Origin of the sequence: Bacillus sp. FSL E2-8868 (genome assembly GCF_038005505.1) — a bacterium.
GTDB lineage: Bacteria > Bacillota > Bacilli > Bacillales > Bacillaceae_G > Bacillus_A > Bacillus_A mycoides.
This window is the reverse complement of record NZ_JBBOTI010000001.1, coordinates 48,241-70,422: the sequence shown is the minus strand read 5'-3', so window position 1 is coordinate 70,422 and position 22,182 is coordinate 48,241. Positions and strand designations below refer to the sequence as shown.

Here is a 22,182-nt window from a genome sequence, read left to right as displayed (position 1 = left end):
ATAAAAAGACCGAAAAGCAAATTCCACTTTTCAGTCTCTATACTATCTTCTCTTCATAATTTTCCCTGAACCGCCAACCCTTGTTTTCGGGGGCGACGTATTCTTTGGTGGGGTTTTAATGGATGATTTCGGCTTCACATCAGATCCACTCGAGCCACCCGGATTTTTCGTAATTTTCCCTTTGCTTCCGGTAGAAGGCGGTGGCGTCGTTTTACTTCCTTTTTCCGTAATACTTCCTTTATCACCTACAGATGATTTCGGATCTACATTATCGCCTCGCTTAATAATAGATCCTTTCCCTTCCTTCGTAATTGGAGGCGGGGTTTTCTTTTCCTCTTTCGTAGGTGGTCTTTCCGGGATCACCGGTTTATGATTTTGTCTGTCATTATATCCGCGATAATCACCGTATGATGATTTGCGTGAACCGAATATATCGTTTAATATACTCCCCATGATATATCCTTGTAAGAAGGATGGTTGGTAATTTTGACGGACAAATTCTTCATTGCTTATTTCAATTAACGTATCAGATGGTTTCTCTTTATCCTTTTGTAAATTATACATTTTATCAGAGTAAACGAGGAACATTTGATTTTCGTCTTCTTTAGATGCTTGCTTCGGTTTCCTTTCGGCTATAAGTTCCTTTGCAACTTCAGGAACTGACCGATTGGCGGCCCTATACACGTAAGATTCTTGTTTACCATCCTTTGCGACAGACTCTAGTGGGTAACGGTCCTGAATTGACTTCGCCTGACCACTTTGACAGCCCGATAAAGCATAACCGGCAATAACAAGTAATGTAACGATAGCAAGTATAGGGATTACGAACGATTTAATCATGGTAAACAATCGGTTTGACATGATTACGCCCCCCTTATGTTGCTCTTATGATTTGTACATCAGCAGGAATAATTACTTCTCCCTCATACATCATTGTGCGACCATTTTGCCATTCAACACGTAATAATTTACGGTTATCAGATTGGAATTCCCATACGTACTGTTCTTCTGAAGCAGCGAATGGTGTTTTCCCCATAACAACAACACGTCCATTATATTGTTCTTCCATATGATACTCTATATCATCCATTTCAATCGTCGTCGGAATTTCATCGATTGAATCTAAACGACCATCAATCGGTGTATACAATTTGTAATACGTATTTTCACGGTCTTCAATTTTCAAATAACGAATATCTTTCCCATCCTGCAAAGTTAAAATAATCTCCTTGCGAGAATGCATGCTCGTTTTCCCAGTTAATTCGTACATGACCAACGAGACTTCAATCATATCGCCAGGAGCCAACGTTAAAAGACTCTTTTCTGGCTTCGGCGGCTCCGGACTCTTCATTATATTTTTAATACGTTTAAATAAACTCACAATCTACCCCTCCTTTTCTCTTTATAAACAAGCACCTAAAATAAGTGCACCAACGATATGTAATGAACCAGCTAACAACGCATGTGCTACGCTGCCTTCTTTCGTTCCTTCTTCTAAATCTAAACCAGACATTTTCTTTAACACAAACTCAATGAACATTTCTACAATTAATAAAATAACGAATGAAACTGCTGAGGCAAGAAGCGCTTGCCATAAGTCATTCGCTTTCGTTATAGATTGAGATAAAATGTACCCTTGCGCAAATAATTTCATAACGAAACGCGTTGTCACTGCTGTATTTCCATTTTTCATTTCTTTTAAATCATTGTATTTTGTAAAAATCGAATCAACCCACATAATTGCAAATAAAAGTACCGCACTCGCTCCAGTCCATACAAGCATAGCTAAAACATTCATCCACGTCATTACAAAACCTCCTCTAAAAAAGTAATAGAAAACCGACATGAATTCTCTTCAGACATGTCGGTTTCTTTGTCTATTCTATATTATTTCTCGTACTGCTTCATAATACGAGCTAATTCATCGTCAACAACAGAATTTTTGTTTAAGCTTGCGAATTCATCATCTAACGACTTTTCTTTCTTGTAAATTTCACCGCTTGCTTCTGCTTCAGCCTCTAATTGAAGTGCTTTCTCTTCCATACGGCTTAAACCAGCTTTTGCTGAATTTGAATCAAATCCAGACATCGCCTGATTAATATTCTTTTGTGCTTTCGCTGCATTTACACGTGCAACAAGTGTTTCACGTTTATTTTTCAGCTCTGTTAATTGCTTACGCATTTCTTCTAGCTTAAGACGAAGGTTATCAGCAGCTGCTTTGTTTTGCTCATAGCTCGCTTTATACTCATTCATCTTTTGCTCTGCATTTTGTTTTTCTTCTAAAGCACGGCGCGCAAGATCTAAGTTGCTAGCTTGAACAGCCATATGAGCTTGCTCTTCACGTTTTTTCACAAGCGCTTCTTGCTCTTCAAATAATATTTTGAATTTCTTCTCAAGTGCGATTTGAGCTGCTACACTTTTCTCAGCTTCTTGTACATCCGCTTGCATATCGCGTAAATATTGATCCGTCATCTTAACTGGATCTTCAGCTTTTTCAATTAATGAATACACATTCGACATTGTTAAATCTCTTAATCGTTTAAATACAGACATCCAAATTCCTCCTATGATATACCTCATATTTCAAATTCACTACTTGGAAAATTAAAAATCTCCCTTTTCAGTAAGAATATTCATTTTTACAACCTATGTGTTTATTATAACAAAACTAAGATGTCCTTACATGTTATTTCCAAAATACAACTAATATAATATGACATTCCAGATATAATATTGTATTCCTACTATATCCTTATTATTTCTGCCTCCAAAATTAACTTATTTTTGCGCGATTTCACTAAATTACATAATTGTAATGTTACTGTAAGCTAACTCGATAGTTACGTTTCAATATTTCTTATACACTAATACCAGAAGCAACGGAATAGCAAAAAAGCTTCTCATACTGTAAGGACTAATACAAAAACTGTATTTACTATAAAACATATAAAAAGGAGAAATCATCATGAAAAAATTAGTAGGAATCGGGTTAGCAGCAGCAATTTCATTCGGAGCATTGTCAGGTTGTTCTTTATTAGGAGAAAAAGCGAACGGCTTAGTATTATACGGAACGGAAGATCAAGTTCAGCAAATCGCAGATAAAAACAAAAAAGATGTAAAAGAAAAAGATGTCTATAAAATGAAAGTTGCAACACTTGAAGGTAAAAAAGTACTTGTAATGGATAAGAAAACTGGTGAAGAACTCGTTAAGAAAGAACTACTTAAAAAAGTCGATAAAAATGATGACACAAAAGCAATTGATAAGTTACCAGCTGTAACAGCAGAACAAGGTGTATTATTTGCAAAAGAGAAAGTTGAAAATGCTACACTTGATGGAGCAAAATTAAAATATGAAGGTAACACAATTATCGGTGACGGCCGTTCTTATGGAGATATGTTTGCCATCGTTGATGACGCAGCATATGGAAATGTAAAAGGTGAAGAAAAATCTGTAGGTATTCTAAAATTTGATAAAGACCCTAGCAAAGAATTACCTGGAGCAAATGGAGTAGAAGCATCACAACTTGTAAAAATTAAAAAGTAAACAAAAAAGCTTTGCGAAATTCGCAAAGCTTTTTTCTATTTCTCCCGCATTAACGGGCAGTAAGACTCCCACCTCAAAATTAGGCTGGAGCGAAGAAGTTAGGTGGGAGATCAACTGTCCGTAAATGCCCGATTGGTTCAACTAATAATCAGTGGGGATGAACAAAACCCCCACTGATTAAAGTTTCACTTTATGAGCAATTTGCTCCATATCTGGACTACAAGTTTGCGATTGACATGACTTACTTAAAGAGCATGCTGCGCATTTTCCCTTTTTACTTCTCTTTACAAAATTAACTAACGTATATGCTGCATAACCAAAAATGATAGCTCCAATTATAATATTGACCATCACCGCGATACATCTCCTTCTAGAATCCGAGTAAGGACCCAACTTGGTATATAATGAGCGTTAATACATAAGCAACAACGAGCGGATAAACGACAGAGAAAACTGTCCATTTCATCGATCCTGTTTCACGTTTAATAACAGCTACTGTCGCTAAGCACGGAACATATAATAAAACAAAGAACATAAATGCATATGCTGATAGCGCAGTATAATGTGCTCCCATTACATTTCCTAGCACATCTTCTTTAACCGCATAAATAATTGCCATCGTAGAAACGACAACTTCTTTCGCTAAAAATCCTGTTAAAAGGGATGCCCCAGCTTGCCACGTTCCAAAACCGAGCGGTGCAAATAGTGGTGCGATAAACCCACCAATCATCGCTAAGAAACTGTCTCCCATATCAACACCAAATCCTGATGGACCTGCATAGTTTAATAACCAAATGACAACAGAACCACCGAAGATGAATGTACCCGCTTTACGAACAAATCCTTTACCTTTCTCCCACGTGCTCAGCCATAACGTTTTCGCTTGCGGCACACGGTAAGGTGGTAGTTCAATTACAAAAATAGATTTTTCTGCTTTTAAAATAGTAAGAGACATAATTTTTGTAACGAGTAATGCAAGAACAATCCCTGCGATATATAAAGAGAACACAACAGTCGCCTGACTATGAGGGAAGAAAACTCCCGCAAATAGTGCATATACAGGTAAACGTGCCGAACAAGACATAAACGGTGTTACAAGAACTGTAAGTAACCTTTCTTTTTCTTGTTCAATCGTTCTCGCTGCCATAATACCTGGAACGTTACATCCAAAGCCGATAATCATCGGAATAAATGCTTTTCCGTTTAAACCGAAAAACTCCATAATTCTATCCATAACAACTGCAATTCGTGCCATATATCCCGAGTCTTCTAATAATGAAATGAAGAAGAATAGTGCAAAGATTTGTGGAACGAATACTAATACCGCACCAACACCAGCAATAATACCTTCTGTAACGAGTGCTTGAATAAAGTCAGAAGCCCCAACACTTGTGAGCCCAGCTGTAACCCAATCAGTAAGTTGTCCGCCAAAAAATCCATCAAGCATATCAGATAAAGGTGTACCAATCCACGTAAACGTAACCTGAAAAATAAAAAACATAACTGCTAAAAAGATTGGAAGTCCTAAAATTTTATGTGTAATTAACCTATCAATTTTTTCTGAAAAAGGAATTTTTCCTTCTTTCTCATGTTGCATAACATTTGTTTTTAACTTTTCAATATACGCTTCACGAGTCTTGTAAATGTGCTCTTCCAACGTACAATCAAGTTTTCCATCTAAACGAGATCGAATGGCTATAAGTTCCTTATAAATTGGTAATGCTTTCATTTCTTTTTCTACTACTTCGTTATTGCTTAAAAATTGAAGGGCTAACCATCTCGGATGCTCATAATTCGCTGTCTCTAAAAGAGCGATTACCTCTCCAATCCCTTCATCCATTTGTACACCATATGAAATAATGAATGGCTTTTTCTCTTCTTGTTTCTCTTCATGAAGAGTAGTAAGTAATTCTTCACAGCCTTTTCCGGTTCTTGCGATGACAGGAACGACTGTTACACCTAATATTTCTGATAGGCGTTTTACATTAATCACAATTCCTCTTTGCTTTGCCACATCAATCATATTTAAACCAATTGAAACGGGCTTACCAAATTCAAGTAATTGCAATGTTAAATGCATATTTCGCTCAAATTGAGAAGAATCCACTATATTTAACATATGATGAAATTCATCTGTTAGTAGAAAATTCGTAACGACACCTTCATCACGTGAAACTGGATTCAAATCATAAACGCCTGGTAAATCAATTAATGTTCCTTGCTTATCTTTTAATTTACCAACCTTCTTTTCTACTGTTACACCACTCCAGTTTCCTACATATTCATAAGAACCGGTAAGTGCATTAAATAATGATGTTTTCCCTGTATTCGGATTCCCTAGCAAAGCAACCTTATTCACGCTAATTCCACCTTTATCATTTTCGCGTCACAATGACGAATACTAATTAACTGTCCACGACACTCCAATGTACAAGGACCTTTAAACATCGCTTTCTGTTTCAAGCGAAGTTCGCTTCCTTCCGCGAGACCGAAAGCAGCTAGTCTACGCTTTAATAACTGATCTAAAGACTGAATACTTTTTACTAACACTTTCTCGCCAATTTTAATATCTACTAAGCTCATAACCTTCCCCCTCAGAAGAGAATGATAATTATTTTCAGAAAAATTATATCATACTCTATTTCAATTGGACTATACCCTTTTGCTTCATATTTATTAACATTTCGCTACAATTCTATTTCAATAATTGTCATACGGTATTCATTTGCCATTCTCATCCATTTCGCTTACAATGAACAATAGCAAATAAAGAATCTCGTTATCACAGGGGGAGCCTTACCGCTGAGAGGGAACAATTCGTTCCGACCCTTTGAACCTGTTAGTTAATGCTAACGCAGGAATTGTGCAAACGTCCGAAATACACACCTCTTTTTTTATTTACGTATTTCGTATCCTCCTATGATAATGTTCTTTTTTGTGCAACTTGGATATAGGGGGAGACAACATGCGTAACACCAATTTACAAGCGATGATCGAATCTGCTATTCTTGCAGCCTTCGCCTTGATTATCGACATTCTACCATTATCAATTAAACTTCCAACAGGCGGTTCCATCTCATTTGCTATGATTCCTATTTTTATTATCGCATACCGCTGGGGCTTCAAAAGGGCTTTCTTAGGAGGCTTAATTTGGGGGCTTTTACAAATTGTCGTAGGCGATGCTTACATTCTAACACCAGTTCAAGCATTCATTGAGTACTTCATTGCCTTTGCCTTTATCGGCTTTGCTGGTTTATTCTATCGTCCAATTCAAAAAGCACTTGCCTCAGACAACAGTAATGCAGAGCATTCAAATTTTGGTAGTCGCAAAGATAAACCAAAACAAAACAAAGGAAAAAAAGCACTCGTTTACATTATCCTTGCCACATTTGTCGGCAGCTTTGCACGCTATTTCTGTCATTTTATCGCTGGTATTATTTTCTGGGGACAATATGCACCGAAAGGACAATCAGCTGTACTATATTCATTAATTGTAAACGGCAGTACCATGATCGGTTCTTTCATCCTATGTACTGTATTACTAATTCTTTTATTTACAACTTCACCACGCTTATTCAAAAGCATCGGTGCTTATCAAATGAATACACAAAAAAAGGGCGCTTAATTAGCGCTCTTTTTTTCATATCGTAATATCAATTAAAAATACAATAAATGCACAAAAGAAAATAAATACCATTATACTTAGCCAATTGCTATGCACGGTTCATCGACTCCTTACATAACCTCATTTTCTATTCAAATTATACTGCTCCAAAATAAAGATTAGGTAAAGATAATATGAAAATAAATTAAAAAAGCGTAGATAGTATTGTCTACGCTTTTTTCGGTAAATAGAAGTAAAATAACACACCATCTTCGGTATTCTTCACCCCATATTCAGCATCGTGCAATTCTAAAATATTCTTTGAAATTGCAAGACCAAGCCCTGTTCCACCTTGTGAACGTTTCCTTGCCGCATCCACGCGATAAAAACGATCCCAAATTTTATCTAATTGTTCTTCTTCAATGTGAGCACCTTTATTTTCAATACATACTTTTATATGATCCTTCCCGTCTATTGTGGAAATAATAATATCTTCTTTTTCTGGTGTATAACGTATTGCATTCGTAATAAAATTCACAATTACTTGTTCAATTCTATTTTGATTCCCAATCACTTCTGCTGGACATATATGTTTGTGCACACTCAGTTCTTTTTTCTCTATCTCCGCTGAAAGCTGTTCACATATTTCTTCAATCACTCCATCGATATAGAAAGAATCCATCTTCATGTTATATGTGCCAGACTCAAATTTAGCTAATTCAAGCATATCCAAAATTAGTATATCCATCTTGTCTACTTCTTTTTCCATCGCCTGAAAATAGTAGTCTTTCTTATGTTCAGCTACCCCATCTTTTAAAATGGAAATACAGCTTTTCATAATACTCAGCGGCGTTTTTAGTTCATGCGATACACCCGCAATAAATTCTTTCCTTGTGTTTTCTAACTTTCTTTCTTTTTCAATATCTTGTTCTAACTGTCCAATATGTGAATGTAGTTTATTAGATAATGTATTAATATTTTGCGATAAATCACCAATTTCATCTTTTGAAGTAATCGGAATTTTTTCTGTGAAATCCAAATGAGCTATTTTCTTCGTTGTATCATTTATTTTTAGTAGCGGTTTTGCAATTTGTTTTGAGTAATAAAACGAAGCTAGAAAAATTAGAATGACTACAAATGCAACAATATAGATGTAATAATCTTGCACCATTTGTACAGCCTCATCTACAGGCTGTAAAGAAGCCATCGCATATATATATGTTACCGATCCGTCTTTTTCTTTTTTTGGTTTAATTAATAATTTATATTTTATATCATTTTTTTCATAGTCCATTATTTGTGTTGAATACTGTATATGATTATTCTCTTTTAATAATAAATCAGTTTGAAATTCTTTTATGCTATCTAAGAATAAACTATTTTTATAAATTGGATTCACAGGACCTTTTACATCGGGGAACTGTACTTTCGTAACACGTCCTACTATGGGAGCATTTAATTCCTGAGCAGCTTGCTCCTGAACGGCCGGCTTCTTTTCCTTAACAACTTGTTCCTCAGCTGCTTTCTTTTTCTCCTGATCTAATTTAATCATTTTCTCATTAAATGCTTTTTCTAACGGTTTATTAGATCCACTTAAATTTTGCTTACCTAACGAGAAAGAGAATGGAATAAAACTTTCTTCTTTTCTCACTCCAGAAAAATAAATTTCTTGTCCTAAAAACTTCTCTGATAATTTATTATCAATCTCCTCTATATTGACGAGATTACCTAAGGGAATCTTGAATATTTGTTGTCCAAAGCTCTTCTGTTGCTTACGGTCTATCGTTACTTCAAAATAAAAATCATCCACATGTTTTAAATTCCCATTCTGATCTAATATCGTAATCCACGTATTATTTTCTCTTAAAAAATCTTGCTCCAGCTTCTGAATTCCTTCTGCATTTCCTACATAATTCAAATAATTCTTCTCAAAGGAATTTAAATTCACTTTAATATCTTCTACTTTTCGGTTCGCATAATATTGTTTGAAAAATATCGTTTGACCAATAAATATCGTCGCTAAAATCAACATACATAGAGCTGTTGTAAGGGTAAATAATTTAAGTACAATCCCTTTTCTCATATGTTCCCCTCGAATTTATAACCGGTTCGCACTACAGTTGTAATGTACTTTGCTTTCTCTCCTAATTTATTTCGCAAATTACGAATATGACTATTAACCGTTCGATCATCGCCAGCAAATTCGTACCCCCAAATTCTTGAAATTAACTGTTCTCTCGTTAAAACAATCCCTTGATTTTTCATGAAATAAGCTAATATTTCAAATTCTGTATGTGTTAAAGTAATGTCTGCCTCATCAACAGTAACAGTACGTGACGGAAAATGGACGTGAATGCCATGAATTGATAATGTATCATCTTCATTTTCCAAAGGTTTCTTTGATGCTTGTCTACTTTCTAATAATCGTTTCGCTCTCGCTAATAAAATAGGCGGACTATATGGTTTCGTAACATAATCATCTGCCCCAAGCTCAAACCCAAGTAACGTATCATCTTCATCTACACGTGCCGTCAGCATAATAATTGGAACCCCCGACGTCTTACGAATCCTTCGACAAACAGACCATCCATCAAATTCCGGCAACATAATATCAAGTATAACTAAATCGACCTCTTCTTCTTCAAATAAGACTAAAGCTTCTTTTCCGTCTCTCGCTTCAAGCACTTTATATTGTTCACTCAAAAAGTAATCCTTTAATATTTCGCGTAAAATATCTTCATCTTCAACAATTAAAATGTTTTTTGACATAATCTATGTCTCCCCCTCTCGCTTTAAGAAATTATTATTCAAAGCTCTATAATTTATTTTGAATTACTCGTAATTAACTTTGCCTCGATAATATATCGATCCGGTGCATCCCCTATATAATCAAATGGATAACAAGTCGTCAGTGTTAATGTCGTTTCTTCTTTTTTTACAATAACAGTGCGATCATCCGCGTGTGTAATCCACATCTTTTGAATTTCGTATGTGTACATTGTATTGTCATATTCTACAATGAGATTGTCTTTTTCTTTAAGCTCCCCTAATTCTGTAAATACAGTATCTCGATGCCCACTCAGTACAGTATGTCCTCCTCCAGATGGTGTTGTCGTTAAATCACTAACAAACATACCGACTCCTTTTTTCAATGTTGCATCATTTGCTCCCCAATATATAGAAAATTTCTTCTTTATTTTCGGTATATTTAACATTGCTACCTTTTCTCCTTCTTTATGCTCGGTTTGAGAAGAAGGTACTTGAGAAGTTACAGGTGTTTCATGTGAAAGTTGATTATCTTGTATATTTTTAAGGCTCTTTATTTCTTCTTTCGTTAATTCTTGAGCAGAGCTTTTTCCTTTATACCATTCCACAGCGTAATACGATCCCATGAATAGCCCTATGGCCATCAATATGATACCGATATAATTGAGTAACTTCATGTTCCATCCCTCCATGCAAAAAATGGTAGGAATAACCTACCATTTTTAATATATGAAATTATCCCATTCTTTATAGAAAAATATTTTATTTACGCCTTAACTTTATTACGACGCTTCAAACCAAATAATGTCCCTATCCCTACAAGACATGCGCTTAGTGCCATCATTGCTACATTATTTGATGCTGTGTTTGGTAATTTTTCACCTTGTACAGCTGGCTTTGCTACTTCCTTTTTCGCTGCATCATTCTTTTGCCCTGCCTTAATTGCTTCTTCTTTTTTTGCAAGAGCTTCCTTTTCTTGAACTTGTGGTGTTACTTCTTTTTTCGCTGTATCATTCTTTTGCCCTGCTTTTATTGCTTCCTCTTTTTTAGCCATATCACTTTTTTCTTGTACTTGTGCTGCTTCTTTTTTCTCTACTTCGCTCTTTTGCTGTTCCTTAATTGCTTCTTCTTTTTTAGCTTTATCTTGCTGCATTTGCGCTGATTCTTCTTTTGTTAATGTTCCAGTATCCGCACTCGCTACTGAAGAATATCCTACTGTTAAAAGTGCCATTGCACAAATTGGTAATAGTTTTTTTTTCATTTTATTTCTCTCCTTTTATACTTTATTCTAGTAACACATCACGTCGCACCGGATGTATTATTAGAATAAACAAGAGATGTAAATATAAGATGCAGATGAAATGGAATTCTGTTAAAGATTTCATTTTAGAAAAATAAAAAAACACCGTAATATATACGATGTTTTTTCGGGTGTGTGTCTCGATATTTATTTGTTACTTTCGCGTGATTGAGAAGTAGAAAGGGCCGGAGTGATAACTAATTGTCTCGACTCAGTTTTCTTGAAGTGATTTTTGACGTTACACTTACGACATTGAACGACCCATGCTTTAATAGGATTTGTTAAAATAATTTTTTGCCTTTCGTTAGGGGCCTCTTCTTCCAATTTACAACTATCGCTCCACTTACTCCATTTCATTGTAAATTTAGAAGAAGAATGATCGTCTTCTCGATCAAACGTATGCAAAAAATCCATTTCTCCAGCTAGCATTACGGTGTTACTAGTTGCTAAAAAAGAAAAGGTCATCCAATGTTTCTCCATGCCCTCCTACTCCTTTTTCACATATTGAGTGCCTAAAACTTAATTTACCTAAAATATGCTTGCCTTTTACCTTACACTTATAGTTTATCCAAAACACTACTATGCAACTATCGATTTGTCTTACAAATCACCTTACATTTTTGTAAGAAACGAAAAAACCTTCACTCTATATACGTGAAGGTTTCTCATTTCTTATCTATATGATCTTTCATATCATCAAGTCCGACTTCTTGCAGCTGCGACATCATACCGTGGGAAATTGCGCCTAATACTAAAGTCATTCCAATTAATGAAATCCCAATTGCAGGTACATCAATTATGTAAGCCAACATACCAAGAACAATTGTTAAAAGCAATGCTTTTATAAATGTTACACTTGTATACTGTTTCTTTTTCATCATAATCACCCTTCGTGGAAGCGTTTTCTTAATATGATCAGTATATCATATCATCTGACTATTTTGTGGGCATTTCTGTAAAAAACTTATATCTTCTTTGACTTTTTTCTTTCTATCCTTTACAGTCGAAATGTTCACAAGTTTTACACTGTAGGAGGATTCAAATGAAAATTGAAATAAAAGACACTTTAATTTCTGAAGAACAATTACAAGAAAAAGTAAAAGAACTAGCACTTCAAATCGAACGTGATTTTGAAGGAGAAGAAATCGTTGTAATCGCTGTATTAAAAGGATCTTTCGTATTTGCTGCTGATTTAATTCGTCATATTAAAAACGAATTAACTATCGACTTTATCTCTGCATCTAGCTACGGAAATCAAACAGAAACAACTGGAAAAGTAAAACTATTAAAAGATATCGATGTAAACATTACTGGAAAAAACGTAATTGTCGTAGAAGACATTATCGATTCTGGTTTAACACTTCACTTCTTAAAAGATCACTTCTTCATGCATAAACCAAAAGCATTGAAATTCTGTACGTTACTTGATAAACCTGAACGCCGTAAAGTGGACTTAAAAGCTGAATATGTTGGCTTCCAAATTCCAGACGAATTTATCGTTGGCTACGGTATCGACTGCGCAGAAAAATATCGTAACTTACCATTTATCGCTTCAGTTGTAACGGAATAATATAATAAAGTGAAACCTTAATCAGTGGGATTTTTGTCCATCCCCAATGATTATTGGCCCGCAAATAGCGGGATCAAATAAGCTTCCATGCATTATTGGTGGAAGTTTTATTTCTATCGTAATTTATAAAAACAAAGGGAGAGATGAAGAATGACAAAAACAAAATTTGAAAAAGTACTCCTCATCGTAAATCCGAAAGCAGGGCAAGGCGATTTACATACGAACTTAACAAAAATCGTACCACCACTTGCCGCGGCTTTTCCTGACCTACATATCCTTCATACGAAAAAACAAGGTGATGCAACAAAATATTGCCAAGAGTTTGCTAGTAAAGTAGATTTAATTATCGTCTTTGGTGGTGATGGAACTGTATTTGAATGCACAAACGGCTTAGCCCCTCTTGAAACTAGACCTACACTTGCAATCATTCCAGGCGGAACTTGCAACGACTTCTCTCGCACACTTGGTGTTCCGCAAAATATTGCAGAAGCAGCGAAACTCATTACAAAAGGACATGTAAAACCAATTGATGTCGCAAAAGCAAACGGACAACACTTCTTAAACTTCTGGGGCATTGGACTCGTATCTGAAGTATCAAACAATATTGATGCAGAAGAGAAAGCAAAGCTTGGTAAAATTGGTTACTATTTAAGTACCATTCGAACTGTTAAAAACGCTGAAACATTCCCAGTAAAAATTACTTACGACGGACAAGTGTATGAAGATGAAGCTGTCCTTGTCATGGTTGGAAACGGTGAATATCTCGGGGGTATCCCATCCTTTATTCCGAACGTAAAATGTGATGACGGAACACTTGATATTTTCGTAGTCAAATCAACAGGCATTCAAGCGTTTAAAGATTATATCGGAAAGAAACTATTTGAAGACTCAAATGAAAATGACATCTTCCACGTCAAAGCTAAATCCATTCATATTGAAACAGAAGAAGAAAAAGAAGTAGATACAGACGGAGAAAGCTCGCTTCATACACCGTGTCATATTGAACTATTACAAGGACACTTTACGATGATTTATAATCCTAATATTGTGTAATGAAAAAAACGAGTGATATCACTCGTTTTTTCTCTTCTAATCTAATTATATCGTTGTATAATTTCTTGTATTTCTTTCACTCTCTCCAAAGTAATTCCATTTCTTTGTTCTATCGCTAAAGGGTGATTGGTTGGCTCTAATTCAACATACGGCGCCATTCCAACTTCTCTTATATGTATATTTGTCTTTAAATTTAGTGTTTCTGGATAAACTGGTATTTCTACAGATAACCAGCCAAAATGAGGATCGCTATTTTCTCGCCCTCTTTCATCCCACTTTTCTAGTACTTTATCATAACTTTCTTTACTAAGTGAGACCCACAAAGCCCAGATGAAATTTTCGTGGTAATCAATTATAGGAAGTTCTAAACACCCTCTAATGAAGTAATGTTCATCGTCCATTATGCAAAGATCTGATGTTAAATGGAAGTGTCCCTCTCTTTCATGAGGTGCTACCTCGTAGTAATAATATGGTGCTTCACTTCCATAACATAAAGGGAGTGTAAAGCGATTCATTTGTATCTTTTCTCCGGACTTTCTTCTTCTTTTCATCTTTTGTTATTCTCCTATTTTTTATATAAATTTAACTCTCAATATTATCTAAATGAGTCTTATAATATTCATAACACTCTACTATAGTAGGAAGAATCCCTCTTTCTAATCTATCTTCTCAATTTTCCAAACTAAATTAGCCGGATCGTTTTTCTCCAAAAAGGTTAACATCCACATAGTTTTCCCTTTATCGTTCATCAACATCACTTTATAGTTTAATTTCCAAGCCACGTCACTAACATGATTAAACATTTTATACATGTCTTCTTCTCTAATAAGTTTTTCTTTTCTAATTAACCTTCTAGTTCTATACTCCCTTATTTCTAAGTAAATATCAGCATAAGCCACTTCATGCTGACAAATTATACTACATACATATTTTTTATTTGGACTACTCTTCTTTATATATGCCAGTTCATTTTTATAATCCAAATCCAGTATCTTATTGTATGCTTTTTCTAACGCCTCTATATCCCAATCATATTTCACAGCTAAATTCTTCATTTCAGAGTGTACAATACGAAGAGCTAATTCTTTTTTCTCTCGATTTGATAAATACGAAAAATCCTTTTCACTCCCATAATCTACAAAAACATTAATATATTCAGGGGAAATCTGATATTCCTTCTCCCACTGATTTAATAATGAAATATCATCCACACAGTGAATCAAGATACCTTTTTCATAGTCCGTTCTTAACTTTGGCATATGTCGCCAATATAAAGAAGTAATACAGCTCGTTTCTTTAAAAAAAGATATTTCTTCATCGTAGTTGCTTGAGGATGTTAATTTTAATATCTCTATGCTACTTATATTCTCTTTTCTTTTTAGAAACATTAATTGGATATCTCTTATAATTGGCATTTACTCTCTCCTTCTTAATACCACTACGATTATATAATTAATTCTCTAGCACCAACTAATCAATTTCAACCCAGCCCATTCCCATAGAGAGAAATAAAAGCCCCACTACAAAAAAGAGCGCACCAATTAAAAAGTAGAATGGTGCTCCGTGCAGCGGATCACTAAATAACCCTAGAATATTTTGTGCCACTACTGTCCATTTATCTTTCTTTGAATCTTTTTCTTTTATTTCTTTTACAAACCTATAAATACTTAGGCCAATCAAAAGGATGCCTATTAATAGGCATCCTACTATGATAAGAATTTCCAAATATAACACTCCATTTAAACCTTGCTATGTACACCCTATTTTAACTAAAAAAGCGAAAGAGAACAGCATTTTCTCTTTCATTTTTCTGAAATCGCAATGTGATTTTTCAACGTAAAAAATCCAAAACCATACAAAGTGATTTTGGATTTTTTATAGTTAAAATGTTACATTGCATTTCGAACAAAAAGGAGCAGAATTGCCTCTCCTAATTTTCGCATCACATTTTGGACAATATACATATCGTTCTTCTATCTTTTGTCGCTCTATCCTATGTAAGGATACTATTCTCATACTACACATAAATCCAATTAAAATAAGACTAACAATGAGTAGCATCATTCTTGCCCCCTCCCACTACACTTTACCATAAAATAACAAAACCGATTCCTTCATTAAGAATCAGTTTTATACTTACAGTCCTAACTTAGCCTTCGCCCCATCAGGAATTTTATCTATCGTTACTTGCACTTTATCACGCAAGAACTCGCCTCTAGTAAGCACATGCCAGTACGAACCTTTTTGTAATTCATCTACTCCATCGATTGTAACTTCTTTTTCCTTACCATTTTCATCATAAGCTTTCACTTTATATTCACGACCTTTATCTCCACCTAACTCTTTGCCATCTGTATCAATTATTGAATAATAATCCTCTATATCAAGAAAGGGATTCATTTGATCTAGCTTAGCGCTCCCATTTAATAAATATACCGCTCCTGCCATGATGACAAGTAACGATGCAAGGATAAATCTTTTCATCTATATTCCACCTTTCATTATGTTTTTCTATAGGACGTTTCTAAATATAGAGTGTATTTCTTAATAAAAACTTGTACGGTTTCTTAACATTTTCTTAAACTAAAAGGGAACTATTAATTAGCAAGATCAAAAAAATAAAAAGTGACCCTTTACACCATTATTGACATTTTTACACCATACAAGAGAGGAAGATGTATGATGGACAAGCAAGAATTTATTGGATTAGTCAATTCAAAATTAAAACTCATTCGTGTTGAGAGCGATTTATCACAAGATAAAATGTCAGAAATTATTGGTTTATCAAAGAAAACATTAGTAGAAATTGAAAAGGGTAGACGCACGCTAACATGGGCAGGCGCAGTTTGTGTCGTAACACTCTTCGAACAGAGCGATACAGTCCAAATGACATTCGGGGATGATGTGAATGAAATTATAAAAACGATCGCTTTTACACACTACAATACGAACTTCCCGAAGACTTTAGGAGGAAAAGTATGGTGGCGACAAATAAAAGAATTAAACGGTTACCAAATCCAACAAAATATTTTATCACAACATTATAGAATTTTAGATACAGAAGACCGCAGAATATGTCATTCATTCGAATTGGATGACATTGAACAAAGATTTACGGAAATGGCAAACTCGTCTCAATAAAATAAATTTCGGAGTATAATTCAAATGAAATAACAGACAAATATCACGATTTTAAATACGTTAATCATTAGCACCTTAGTATTTAATTTGTTTATTTTCACATCGAGAATGAGCTTTTTACCTTGGTATATTGAAGATGGATGGGGATATTTAGGATTATTATTTACATCCTTTATTTTCTTACTTTGCTTCTTTCAATCTTCGAAGCTTCATAAAGATGGAAAGTTAACTACGCTACAAAAGTTCATTCCACTTGCTTCTGCCGCACTTTCAATCTTTGTTCTTATCACTCCATCAAGTGATTTTATGACTATATTAGCCAATCTGATCAATACAATCATATTAACAATTTATATAATTGTATTTCAGACAATGCCTAATGTAAGCAATAAGAAGCTATTACATTAAAGGGGAGAGTTATTCTACAAAATAACTCTCCCTAAGTATAAACCTCTATTCTACTTACTCATCACTGTATTTCTTCTTTGCTTATACAAATAAGCACCACTCGCAATAACAAAAACAATCCCGCCAAAATACGCGCCATACTTTATCGCAACTGCTACAATACTTTCAATATGTTGTCCAAATAAAGAACCGAGCACAAAATAAACAAGTGTCCAAACGAACCCTGTCGTATAGGAATATAAAGCATACGTCTTAAATGACATGTTATTCATTCCAACTAAATACGGCACAATATGTCTTACAACAGGTATGAAATAACTTGTAACTAACGCATAATGACCGTATTTTTCAACCATCTGTTGCGATTTTAAAAGATATTTTGCTTTTTTCTTTTTCATTAGCTTATCAAGTACTTTCGTACCAAATACTTTTCCTATTATATAACCTAAAGAAAGCCCTGATACAACGCCTAAATATGTTAAGACAAAAGCGGGAATTACATTTAATATGCCTAATGATGATACGAAACCACCACTCATTACAATCATTTCATCTGGAATCGGCATACCGATAATACCAAGCCATAAACAAAAAAATAGTGCCCAATAACCATACTGCTCAATGTATGACATTAATTCATGTAGCTCCATTATGCATATGCTGCCCTTAGCTCTTTTTTACAGCTAAAGACGTAAGCTGGTGGGAAATTGAACCACACTTTTTCTAGTGTAATTTCAGGGAAGAAATGCTGTATAAATCCTTTTTTCACAAGTGAATATTGGAATGTAATAAATTCTCCATTCTCATGTATCGTTTCCATTACACTGTTTAAAATGCGCTTTGAAACCTCTTCTGGTAAAGAAGTGAAAGGCAATCCCGATAAGACGTAATCAATACATTCTATATTCAATTGTTCCATATACTTCTTTATATTTTCCGCTGAGCCGTGTATAACAATCACGTTCTGCTCATCTTTAAATTTTCTCTTTAACTCTTTGAAAAATACTTCATTAATTTCAATAAGAAGAAATATTGTCTCCTTCTTCTTTCTCTTTATAATTTCTTTCGTAAAGGCTCCTGTACCAGGCCCTAGCTCTACAATGCATTTCGCTCTATTAAAATCAATTACATCTACCATTTTCTTTGCTAATATCTTTGAACTTGGCGCAATCGCACCAGTATGTTTCGGATGTTTAATAAATTCATTTAAGAATGTTATGAGCTGCATATACTCTCTCTCCATTCGTTCAATAGTTTTCAACTTGTGTTTAAGTATAACTATCGTTTCTTAACAAATATTGAGGAGATTTCTTAAGATTTTATGAAGATGAAGGAAATCTTCATCTTTACTATAAACAAACATAAAAAATTGAATTCCAAAGATAAGCGAATCAAACATATACAAATAAGTCAGCTTGTTTATTTACCATGAATGATCATGTTCCTACTCCGATTTTGTATAGCGAAGTTACTATTTTTATGTTAGAATCCTCTAAGATATTTGAAATTAGTATAGAAATCATTTTTGGAGGCTTTATGAATAATCAAAACGATAATAAATCAAATGCATTATTTGCAGCTATACAAATAGTGCTACCACTTTTATTACCTATTCTTGTCCCTACATTTTTAATAGTGGGAATGAAAAAGTGGATGCCCGATGAAGTTAAGTATCCAAGCATAATATCATTGTTCGCATTATGTATGGGATTTTTCATAGTAGGAATTCTCTTCTCTATTGTTTTACGTTTATGTAAATTATCTGAGGAAAAATTAAAGGAATTAGGATTTTTAGGATTTACACTTTCGGCTGTTAGCACATTTCTAAGTTTTTATGTAGGTTACTTTTGGTTGGCAGACCTTAACTTCACATCAGTTGAATTATCACCTCATGCCGTATTAATTTTCGCTATTCTATGTACCTTGCTATTGGAAGGTATTTTTAAAGTAATGGACATGTTTGATAGTTCGGACGAAAATAAAGCTCACGTATAGACAAAAAAGCATTCGACTAACATGTTAGTCGGATGCTTTTTTACTAAGATAAAACAACTCTTTCATTACTTCGCGCTCACAATCTTATAATAAGAGCGAACTGTTAAGAAGTAATATCCGATATAAATAACGCTGTATACTCCGATACTAATTAGAAGCGGAATCATAATTTCAAATGGTAGTATGTTCCCTAAACCTTTTAATGCAAACAAACTGTGTAGAATTCCGATTACTAGTGGAATTGCAAAGATAAAGCTCACTTGTTTTGCAATAGCTTTTTTCATTTCTTGTTTCGTTACACCGACTTTATGAAGGACAACGTAACGCTCACGATCTGCACTTGCTTCTGTTAGCTGTTTGAAGTAAATAATAGAACCTGTTGCTAGTAAGAATACAAGTCCTAAGAACATTCCGATGAACATCATTAGTCCAGTTGCTTCAAGTCCCATATGGAAACCAGTATAGAAGTCTCTAAATGGTGGTGCCATTTCTGATTCACTAGCTGGCATCACTTTTGTTAATTTTTCTGTTAATACTTTACTGTTTCTTTCATCTTTTACATCAATATTTTTTACAACACGTGTTCCAAATGCTTGCTTCGCCTGTTCATACATTTCATCTGAAACGACAACAACTAATTCACCTAAGTTCGTAATTGCATTATTATTTGCACCTTGGATCGTCAATGTCTTCGTTTCATTTCCAATTTGGAATACCGCTTTATTTCCTTTATATTCAGGGCTAAACTCATACCCTTCAATATAAGAACTATCATATATAAATGCTTCGCCAGTAGCTATATTCACTGTTTCCGCATCGATTTTTTTCGCAAGTTTGTTGAATTCAGATTGAGATATAAATTGATATTTCTCTGAGATACTGTAGTTCATATTAAAGATGAAATCGACTTTAGCTCCTTCAAACTTTCCTTTTACAGGAACCATCTCAACTTCAAATTGATCTTTTACAGGGTGATTCTCTTTCTCTTCAGCAAAAATCGCATTTACTTTCTTATCTAGTTCTACATCTTTCTTCTCATAAGAGTAGCTGTATGGTGCAACTGCTTTTGATTGTGTAAATGTGTTGTAATACATCGTAACTGACGTACCAACCGCCGTTAATGTTACTGCACTTAAAATAGAAATTGTCGCAAGTGACTTTGCATTTCCTTTAATACGATATAGTAACTGTGACGTCGTTATCATATTCATACCGTTATAAAACGATGATTTATTATTTCTTGCACGTTTCAATACGAATACTGTAAAGAACATAAATAGTAAATACGTACCTAATACTGTCGCAAGTAATATATAAAGTGCGACTGCCATAAAGTTTGCATACATAACTGCCTTCATAAACATTAACGCTAAGAAATAACCTGAGCCGATTAAGAAAACTGAAATTAACGCCATAATTACGGATCCTTTTGGCATTGCTTCTCCTTCACGCTCTGCGCGGAAAAGTTCAATTAACTTAAAGCGATAAATTAAACGATACCCTTGAAGTGATGTATATAAAATAATCACAAAGAAAATAATTGCTGTATCAATAATCGCAGCCATCGGTACTTCAAAATGAACATTTAAGTTTAATCCCATCATACTTACTAGTAGTTCAAGGAATAGTTTCGAAAGGACGCTACCGATCGCAATCCCGATAATTAAAGACATTAATCCCATTAACATATTTTCATAAAAGAGCATTTTACCGATCTGTCTTTTTCGGATACCAAGTAACGAATATAGCCCAACTTCTTTTTTACGTTTTCTTGTAAAGAAACCGTTCGAATATATAATAAACACTGCTACGAAAATGATTAGCATTACACTGGAAACTTGGAATGCACCGCTAATCTTTTTTGATGCTTCCGCTGCTTTTTCCATTTGTGAATTATATTGCAGTGCTTTAAATGTAAAGTAAATTACGATACTAAATATCATAGATGCAAAATATACAAAGTAGTCTTTAAAGTTCCGCTGTATGTTGCGGAGGGCAATGCTAGATAAGGTCATCAGCCATACCTCCAGAAATGGAAGACATTACGTCAACGACTTTTTGGAAGAACTGTTTACGTGTTAATTCACCACGGTGTAATTCTTTATATAACTCACCATCTTTAATGAAAATAACTCGTTTACAATAACTAGCCGCAAACGCATCATGCGTTACCATTAAAATTGTAGAATTATCATATTCATTTAACGACTTCATACTTTCTAATAAATCTGTCGCTGATTTAGAATCAAGTGCTCCAGTCGGCTCGTCCCCAAATATCATACTAGGACTTGTAACGATCGCACGCGATGCTGCGCAGCGCTGCTTCTGTCCACCGGATACTTGATATGGGAACTGACTTAAAATATGATCAATACCGAATTTCTTTGAGATTTCAAGAACGCGGCGATCAATCTCACTCGCTTTCACCTTTGATAACGCAAGAGGTAACGCAATATTCTCTTTCACCGTTAACGTATCTAATAAGTTATAATCTTGGAAAATGAACCCTAAATGATCACGGCGGAATAACGCTAGCTTATCATCGTTCATCTTCACGATGTCTTTTCCATCAATTAAAATCTCACCGTTCGTCGCATTATCAATTGTAGAAAGAACATTTAAAAGAGTCGTCTTACCCGAACCAGAAGGTCCCATAATTCCAACGAACTCACCTTCTTTTACTTGTAAGTTAATACCTTTTAAAGCTGCAAATTTATTCCCACCTGTGTCATATACTTTTTCAATATTTTTTGCTTCTAACACTGTTTTCATCTCGACATCCCTCATTTCTTCTATTCTCT

The 22,182-nt window shown here is 34.5% G+C and carries 29 protein-coding genes and 1 riboswitch; of the genes, 7 read left to right on the top strand and 22 right to left on the bottom strand.

All coding sequences use genetic code 11. The features are described from left to right. Nucleotides 1-42 precede the first annotated feature (42 nt). The 4 genes from NSS74_RS00395 to NSS74_RS00380 form a co-directional block, all read right to left on the bottom strand. Entirely contained in the window at nt 43-861 is an 819-nt protein-coding gene (locus NSS74_RS00395; protein ID WP_002129590.1) for a DUF4247 domain-containing protein, read from the bottom strand. A 13-nt stretch (nt 862-874) separates the two neighbouring features. Then, the gene (locus NSS74_RS00390; RefSeq protein ID WP_002015752.1) at nt 875-1,381 is read right to left on the bottom strand and encodes a DUF4178 domain-containing protein; all 507 of its coding nucleotides are present in this window, start codon (nt 1,379-1,381) and stop codon (nt 875-877) included. A gap of 21 nt (nt 1,382-1,402) precedes the next feature. After that, nucleotides 1,403-1,807, bottom strand: coding sequence for a DUF350 domain-containing protein (locus tag NSS74_RS00385; protein WP_002089172.1), 405 nt, complete (start codon nt 1,805-1,807; stop codon nt 1,403-1,405). Between the two features lie 80 nt (nt 1,808-1,887). Next, nucleotides 1,888-2,553 carry a PspA/IM30 family protein gene (locus tag NSS74_RS00380; RefSeq protein WP_002015754.1) on the bottom strand — a complete coding sequence of 222 codons (666 nt, stop codon included), beginning with the start codon at nt 2,551-2,553 and terminating at the stop codon, nt 1,888-1,890. Between the two features lie 412 nt (nt 2,554-2,965). On the opposite strand from NSS74_RS00380, the gene NSS74_RS00375 reads away from it, so the two are divergent. Further along, the gene (locus NSS74_RS00375) at nt 2,966-3,544 is read left to right on the top strand and encodes a lipoprotein BA_5634 family protein (protein ID WP_044443882.1); all 579 of its coding nucleotides are present in this window, start codon (nt 2,966-2,968) and stop codon (nt 3,542-3,544) included. A 177-nt stretch (nt 3,545-3,721) separates the two neighbouring features. Here the strand turns inward: NSS74_RS00375 and NSS74_RS00370 are convergent, their stop codons facing one another. The 3 genes from NSS74_RS00370 to NSS74_RS00360 are packed head-to-tail and all read right to left on the bottom strand — an operon-like array spanning nt 3,722 to nt 6,127. Beyond that, nucleotides 3,722-3,898: a FeoB-associated Cys-rich membrane protein gene (locus NSS74_RS00370; RefSeq protein ID WP_000989602.1), complete on the bottom strand. Its 177-nt coding sequence runs from the start codon at nt 3,896-3,898 to the stop codon at nt 3,722-3,724. Between the two features lie 16 nt (nt 3,899-3,914). Continuing rightward, nucleotides 3,915-5,903 (bottom strand): ferrous iron transport protein B, encoded by a 1,989-nt coding sequence (feoB, locus tag NSS74_RS00365; RefSeq protein ID WP_340813082.1) that lies wholly within the window; start codon nt 5,901-5,903, stop codon nt 3,915-3,917. Next, the gene (locus NSS74_RS00360) at nt 5,900-6,127 is read right to left on the bottom strand and encodes a FeoA family protein (RefSeq protein ID WP_000060512.1); all 228 of its coding nucleotides are present in this window, start codon (nt 6,125-6,127) and stop codon (nt 5,900-5,902) included. Before NSS74_RS00360 ends, feoB begins: the two co-directional genes overlap by 4 nt. A gap of 194 nt (nt 6,128-6,321) precedes the next feature. Next, nucleotides 6,322-6,423: riboswitch (TPP riboswitch) on the top strand. Between the two features lie 86 nt (nt 6,424-6,509). On the opposite strand from NSS74_RS00360, the gene thiT reads away from it, so the two are divergent. Next, complete coding sequence (thiT, locus tag NSS74_RS00355; RefSeq protein ID WP_061688360.1) at nt 6,510-7,169, top strand: energy-coupled thiamine transporter ThiT; 660 nt, start codon at nt 6,510-6,512, stop codon at nt 7,167-7,169. A 208-nt stretch (nt 7,170-7,377) separates the two neighbouring features. Here the strand turns inward: thiT and NSS74_RS00350 are convergent, their stop codons facing one another. The 6 genes from NSS74_RS00350 to NSS74_RS00325 form a co-directional block, all read right to left on the bottom strand. Further along, nucleotides 7,378-9,231: a sensor histidine kinase gene (locus tag NSS74_RS00350; RefSeq protein ID WP_001225361.1), complete on the bottom strand. Its 1,854-nt coding sequence runs from the start codon at nt 9,229-9,231 to the stop codon at nt 7,378-7,380. Further along, entirely contained in the window at nt 9,228-9,917 is a 690-nt protein-coding gene (locus NSS74_RS00345) for a response regulator transcription factor (protein ID WP_340813081.1), read from the bottom strand. Before NSS74_RS00345 ends, NSS74_RS00350 begins: the two co-directional genes overlap by 4 nt. Before the next feature lie 53 nt (nt 9,918-9,970). Next, a complete protein-coding gene (locus tag NSS74_RS00340) occupies nt 9,971-10,591 on the bottom strand; it encodes a class D sortase (protein ID WP_061688361.1) in 621 nt (206 codons plus the stop codon). Nucleotides 10,592-10,680: 89 nt separating this feature from the next. Next, a complete protein-coding gene (locus NSS74_RS00335; protein WP_061688362.1) occupies nt 10,681-11,175 on the bottom strand; it encodes an LPXTG cell wall anchor domain-containing protein in 495 nt (164 codons plus the stop codon). A 186-nt stretch (nt 11,176-11,361) separates the two neighbouring features. Beyond that, on the bottom strand, nt 11,362-11,694 hold the full coding sequence (locus NSS74_RS00330) for a hypothetical protein (RefSeq protein ID WP_061688363.1): 333 nt from the start codon (nt 11,692-11,694) through the stop codon (nt 11,362-11,364). 185 nt (nt 11,695-11,879) lie between these two features. Then, a complete protein-coding gene (locus tag NSS74_RS00325) occupies nt 11,880-12,095 on the bottom strand; it encodes a hypothetical protein (RefSeq protein ID WP_340813079.1) in 216 nt (71 codons plus the stop codon). Nucleotides 12,096-12,256: 161 nt separating this feature from the next. Between NSS74_RS00325 and hpt the strand changes: the two genes are divergently transcribed. Beyond that, nucleotides 12,257-12,784, top strand: a complete 528-nt coding sequence (gene hpt, locus NSS74_RS00320; RefSeq protein ID WP_000687585.1) for a hypoxanthine phosphoribosyltransferase — start codon at nt 12,257-12,259, stop codon at nt 12,782-12,784. A gap of 150 nt (nt 12,785-12,934) precedes the next feature. Continuing rightward, nucleotides 12,935-13,837, top strand: coding sequence for a diacylglycerol/lipid kinase family protein (locus tag NSS74_RS00315; protein ID WP_061688364.1), 903 nt, complete (start codon nt 12,935-12,937; stop codon nt 13,835-13,837). Between the two features lie 41 nt (nt 13,838-13,878). Here NSS74_RS00315 and NSS74_RS00310 read toward each other — a convergent pair whose 3' ends face one another. From NSS74_RS00310 to NSS74_RS00290, 5 genes are all read right to left on the bottom strand, one after another. Then, entirely contained in the window at nt 13,879-14,388 is a 510-nt protein-coding gene (locus NSS74_RS00310; protein ID WP_340813078.1) for a DUF2199 domain-containing protein, read from the bottom strand. 105 nt (nt 14,389-14,493) lie between these two features. Beyond that, complete coding sequence (locus NSS74_RS00305; protein WP_215600773.1) at nt 14,494-15,252, bottom strand: hypothetical protein; 759 nt, start codon at nt 15,250-15,252, stop codon at nt 14,494-14,496. Nucleotides 15,253-15,307: 55 nt separating this feature from the next. Next, nucleotides 15,308-15,562 (bottom strand): hypothetical protein, encoded by a 255-nt coding sequence (locus NSS74_RS00300; protein ID WP_340813076.1) that lies wholly within the window; start codon nt 15,560-15,562, stop codon nt 15,308-15,310. 156 nt (nt 15,563-15,718) lie between these two features. Continuing rightward, nucleotides 15,719-15,898, bottom strand: a complete 180-nt coding sequence (locus NSS74_RS00295; RefSeq protein ID WP_033709536.1) for a hypothetical protein — start codon at nt 15,896-15,898, stop codon at nt 15,719-15,721. A gap of 75 nt (nt 15,899-15,973) precedes the next feature. Further along, complete coding sequence (locus NSS74_RS00290; protein ID WP_340813075.1) at nt 15,974-16,321, bottom strand: YxeA family protein; 348 nt, start codon at nt 16,319-16,321, stop codon at nt 15,974-15,976. Between the two features lie 198 nt (nt 16,322-16,519). On the opposite strand from NSS74_RS00290, the gene NSS74_RS00285 reads away from it, so the two are divergent. Together NSS74_RS00285 and NSS74_RS00280 are read left to right on the top strand one after the other, a co-directional pair. Beyond that, nucleotides 16,520-16,978 (top strand): helix-turn-helix transcriptional regulator, encoded by a 459-nt coding sequence (locus NSS74_RS00285; RefSeq protein WP_149191146.1) that lies wholly within the window; start codon nt 16,520-16,522, stop codon nt 16,976-16,978. Between the two features lie 42 nt (nt 16,979-17,020). Further along, nucleotides 17,021-17,386 carry a hypothetical protein gene (locus tag NSS74_RS00280; RefSeq protein ID WP_235675279.1) on the top strand — a complete coding sequence of 122 codons (366 nt, stop codon included), beginning with the start codon at nt 17,021-17,023 and terminating at the stop codon, nt 17,384-17,386. A 50-nt stretch (nt 17,387-17,436) separates the two neighbouring features. On the opposite strand, the gene NSS74_RS00275 is transcribed toward NSS74_RS00280, so the two are convergent. Next, a complete protein-coding gene (locus NSS74_RS00275; protein WP_002191018.1) occupies nt 17,437-18,036 on the bottom strand; it encodes a DedA family protein in 600 nt (199 codons plus the stop codon). Beyond that, entirely contained in the window at nt 18,036-18,614 is a 579-nt protein-coding gene (locus NSS74_RS00270) for a class I SAM-dependent methyltransferase (RefSeq protein WP_340813073.1), read from the bottom strand. The genes NSS74_RS00275 and NSS74_RS00270 overlap by 1 nt, the downstream gene beginning before the upstream one ends. A 308-nt stretch (nt 18,615-18,922) precedes the next feature. Between NSS74_RS00270 and NSS74_RS00265 the strand changes: the two genes are divergently transcribed. Beyond that, a complete protein-coding gene (locus NSS74_RS00265) occupies nt 18,923-19,381 on the top strand; it encodes a hypothetical protein (protein ID WP_001064712.1) in 459 nt (152 codons plus the stop codon). 65 nt (nt 19,382-19,446) lie between these two features. Here the strand turns inward: NSS74_RS00265 and NSS74_RS00260 are convergent, their stop codons facing one another. Together NSS74_RS00260 and NSS74_RS00255 are read right to left on the bottom strand one after the other, a co-directional pair. Further along, complete coding sequence (locus NSS74_RS00260) at nt 19,447-21,396, bottom strand: ABC transporter permease (RefSeq protein WP_033731526.1); 1,950 nt, start codon at nt 21,394-21,396, stop codon at nt 19,447-19,449. Beyond that, complete coding sequence (locus tag NSS74_RS00255; RefSeq protein WP_000859658.1) at nt 21,383-22,153, bottom strand: ABC transporter ATP-binding protein; 771 nt, start codon at nt 22,151-22,153, stop codon at nt 21,383-21,385. The genes NSS74_RS00260 and NSS74_RS00255 overlap by 14 nt, the downstream gene beginning before the upstream one ends. Nucleotides 22,154-22,182: the final 29 nt, after the last annotated feature.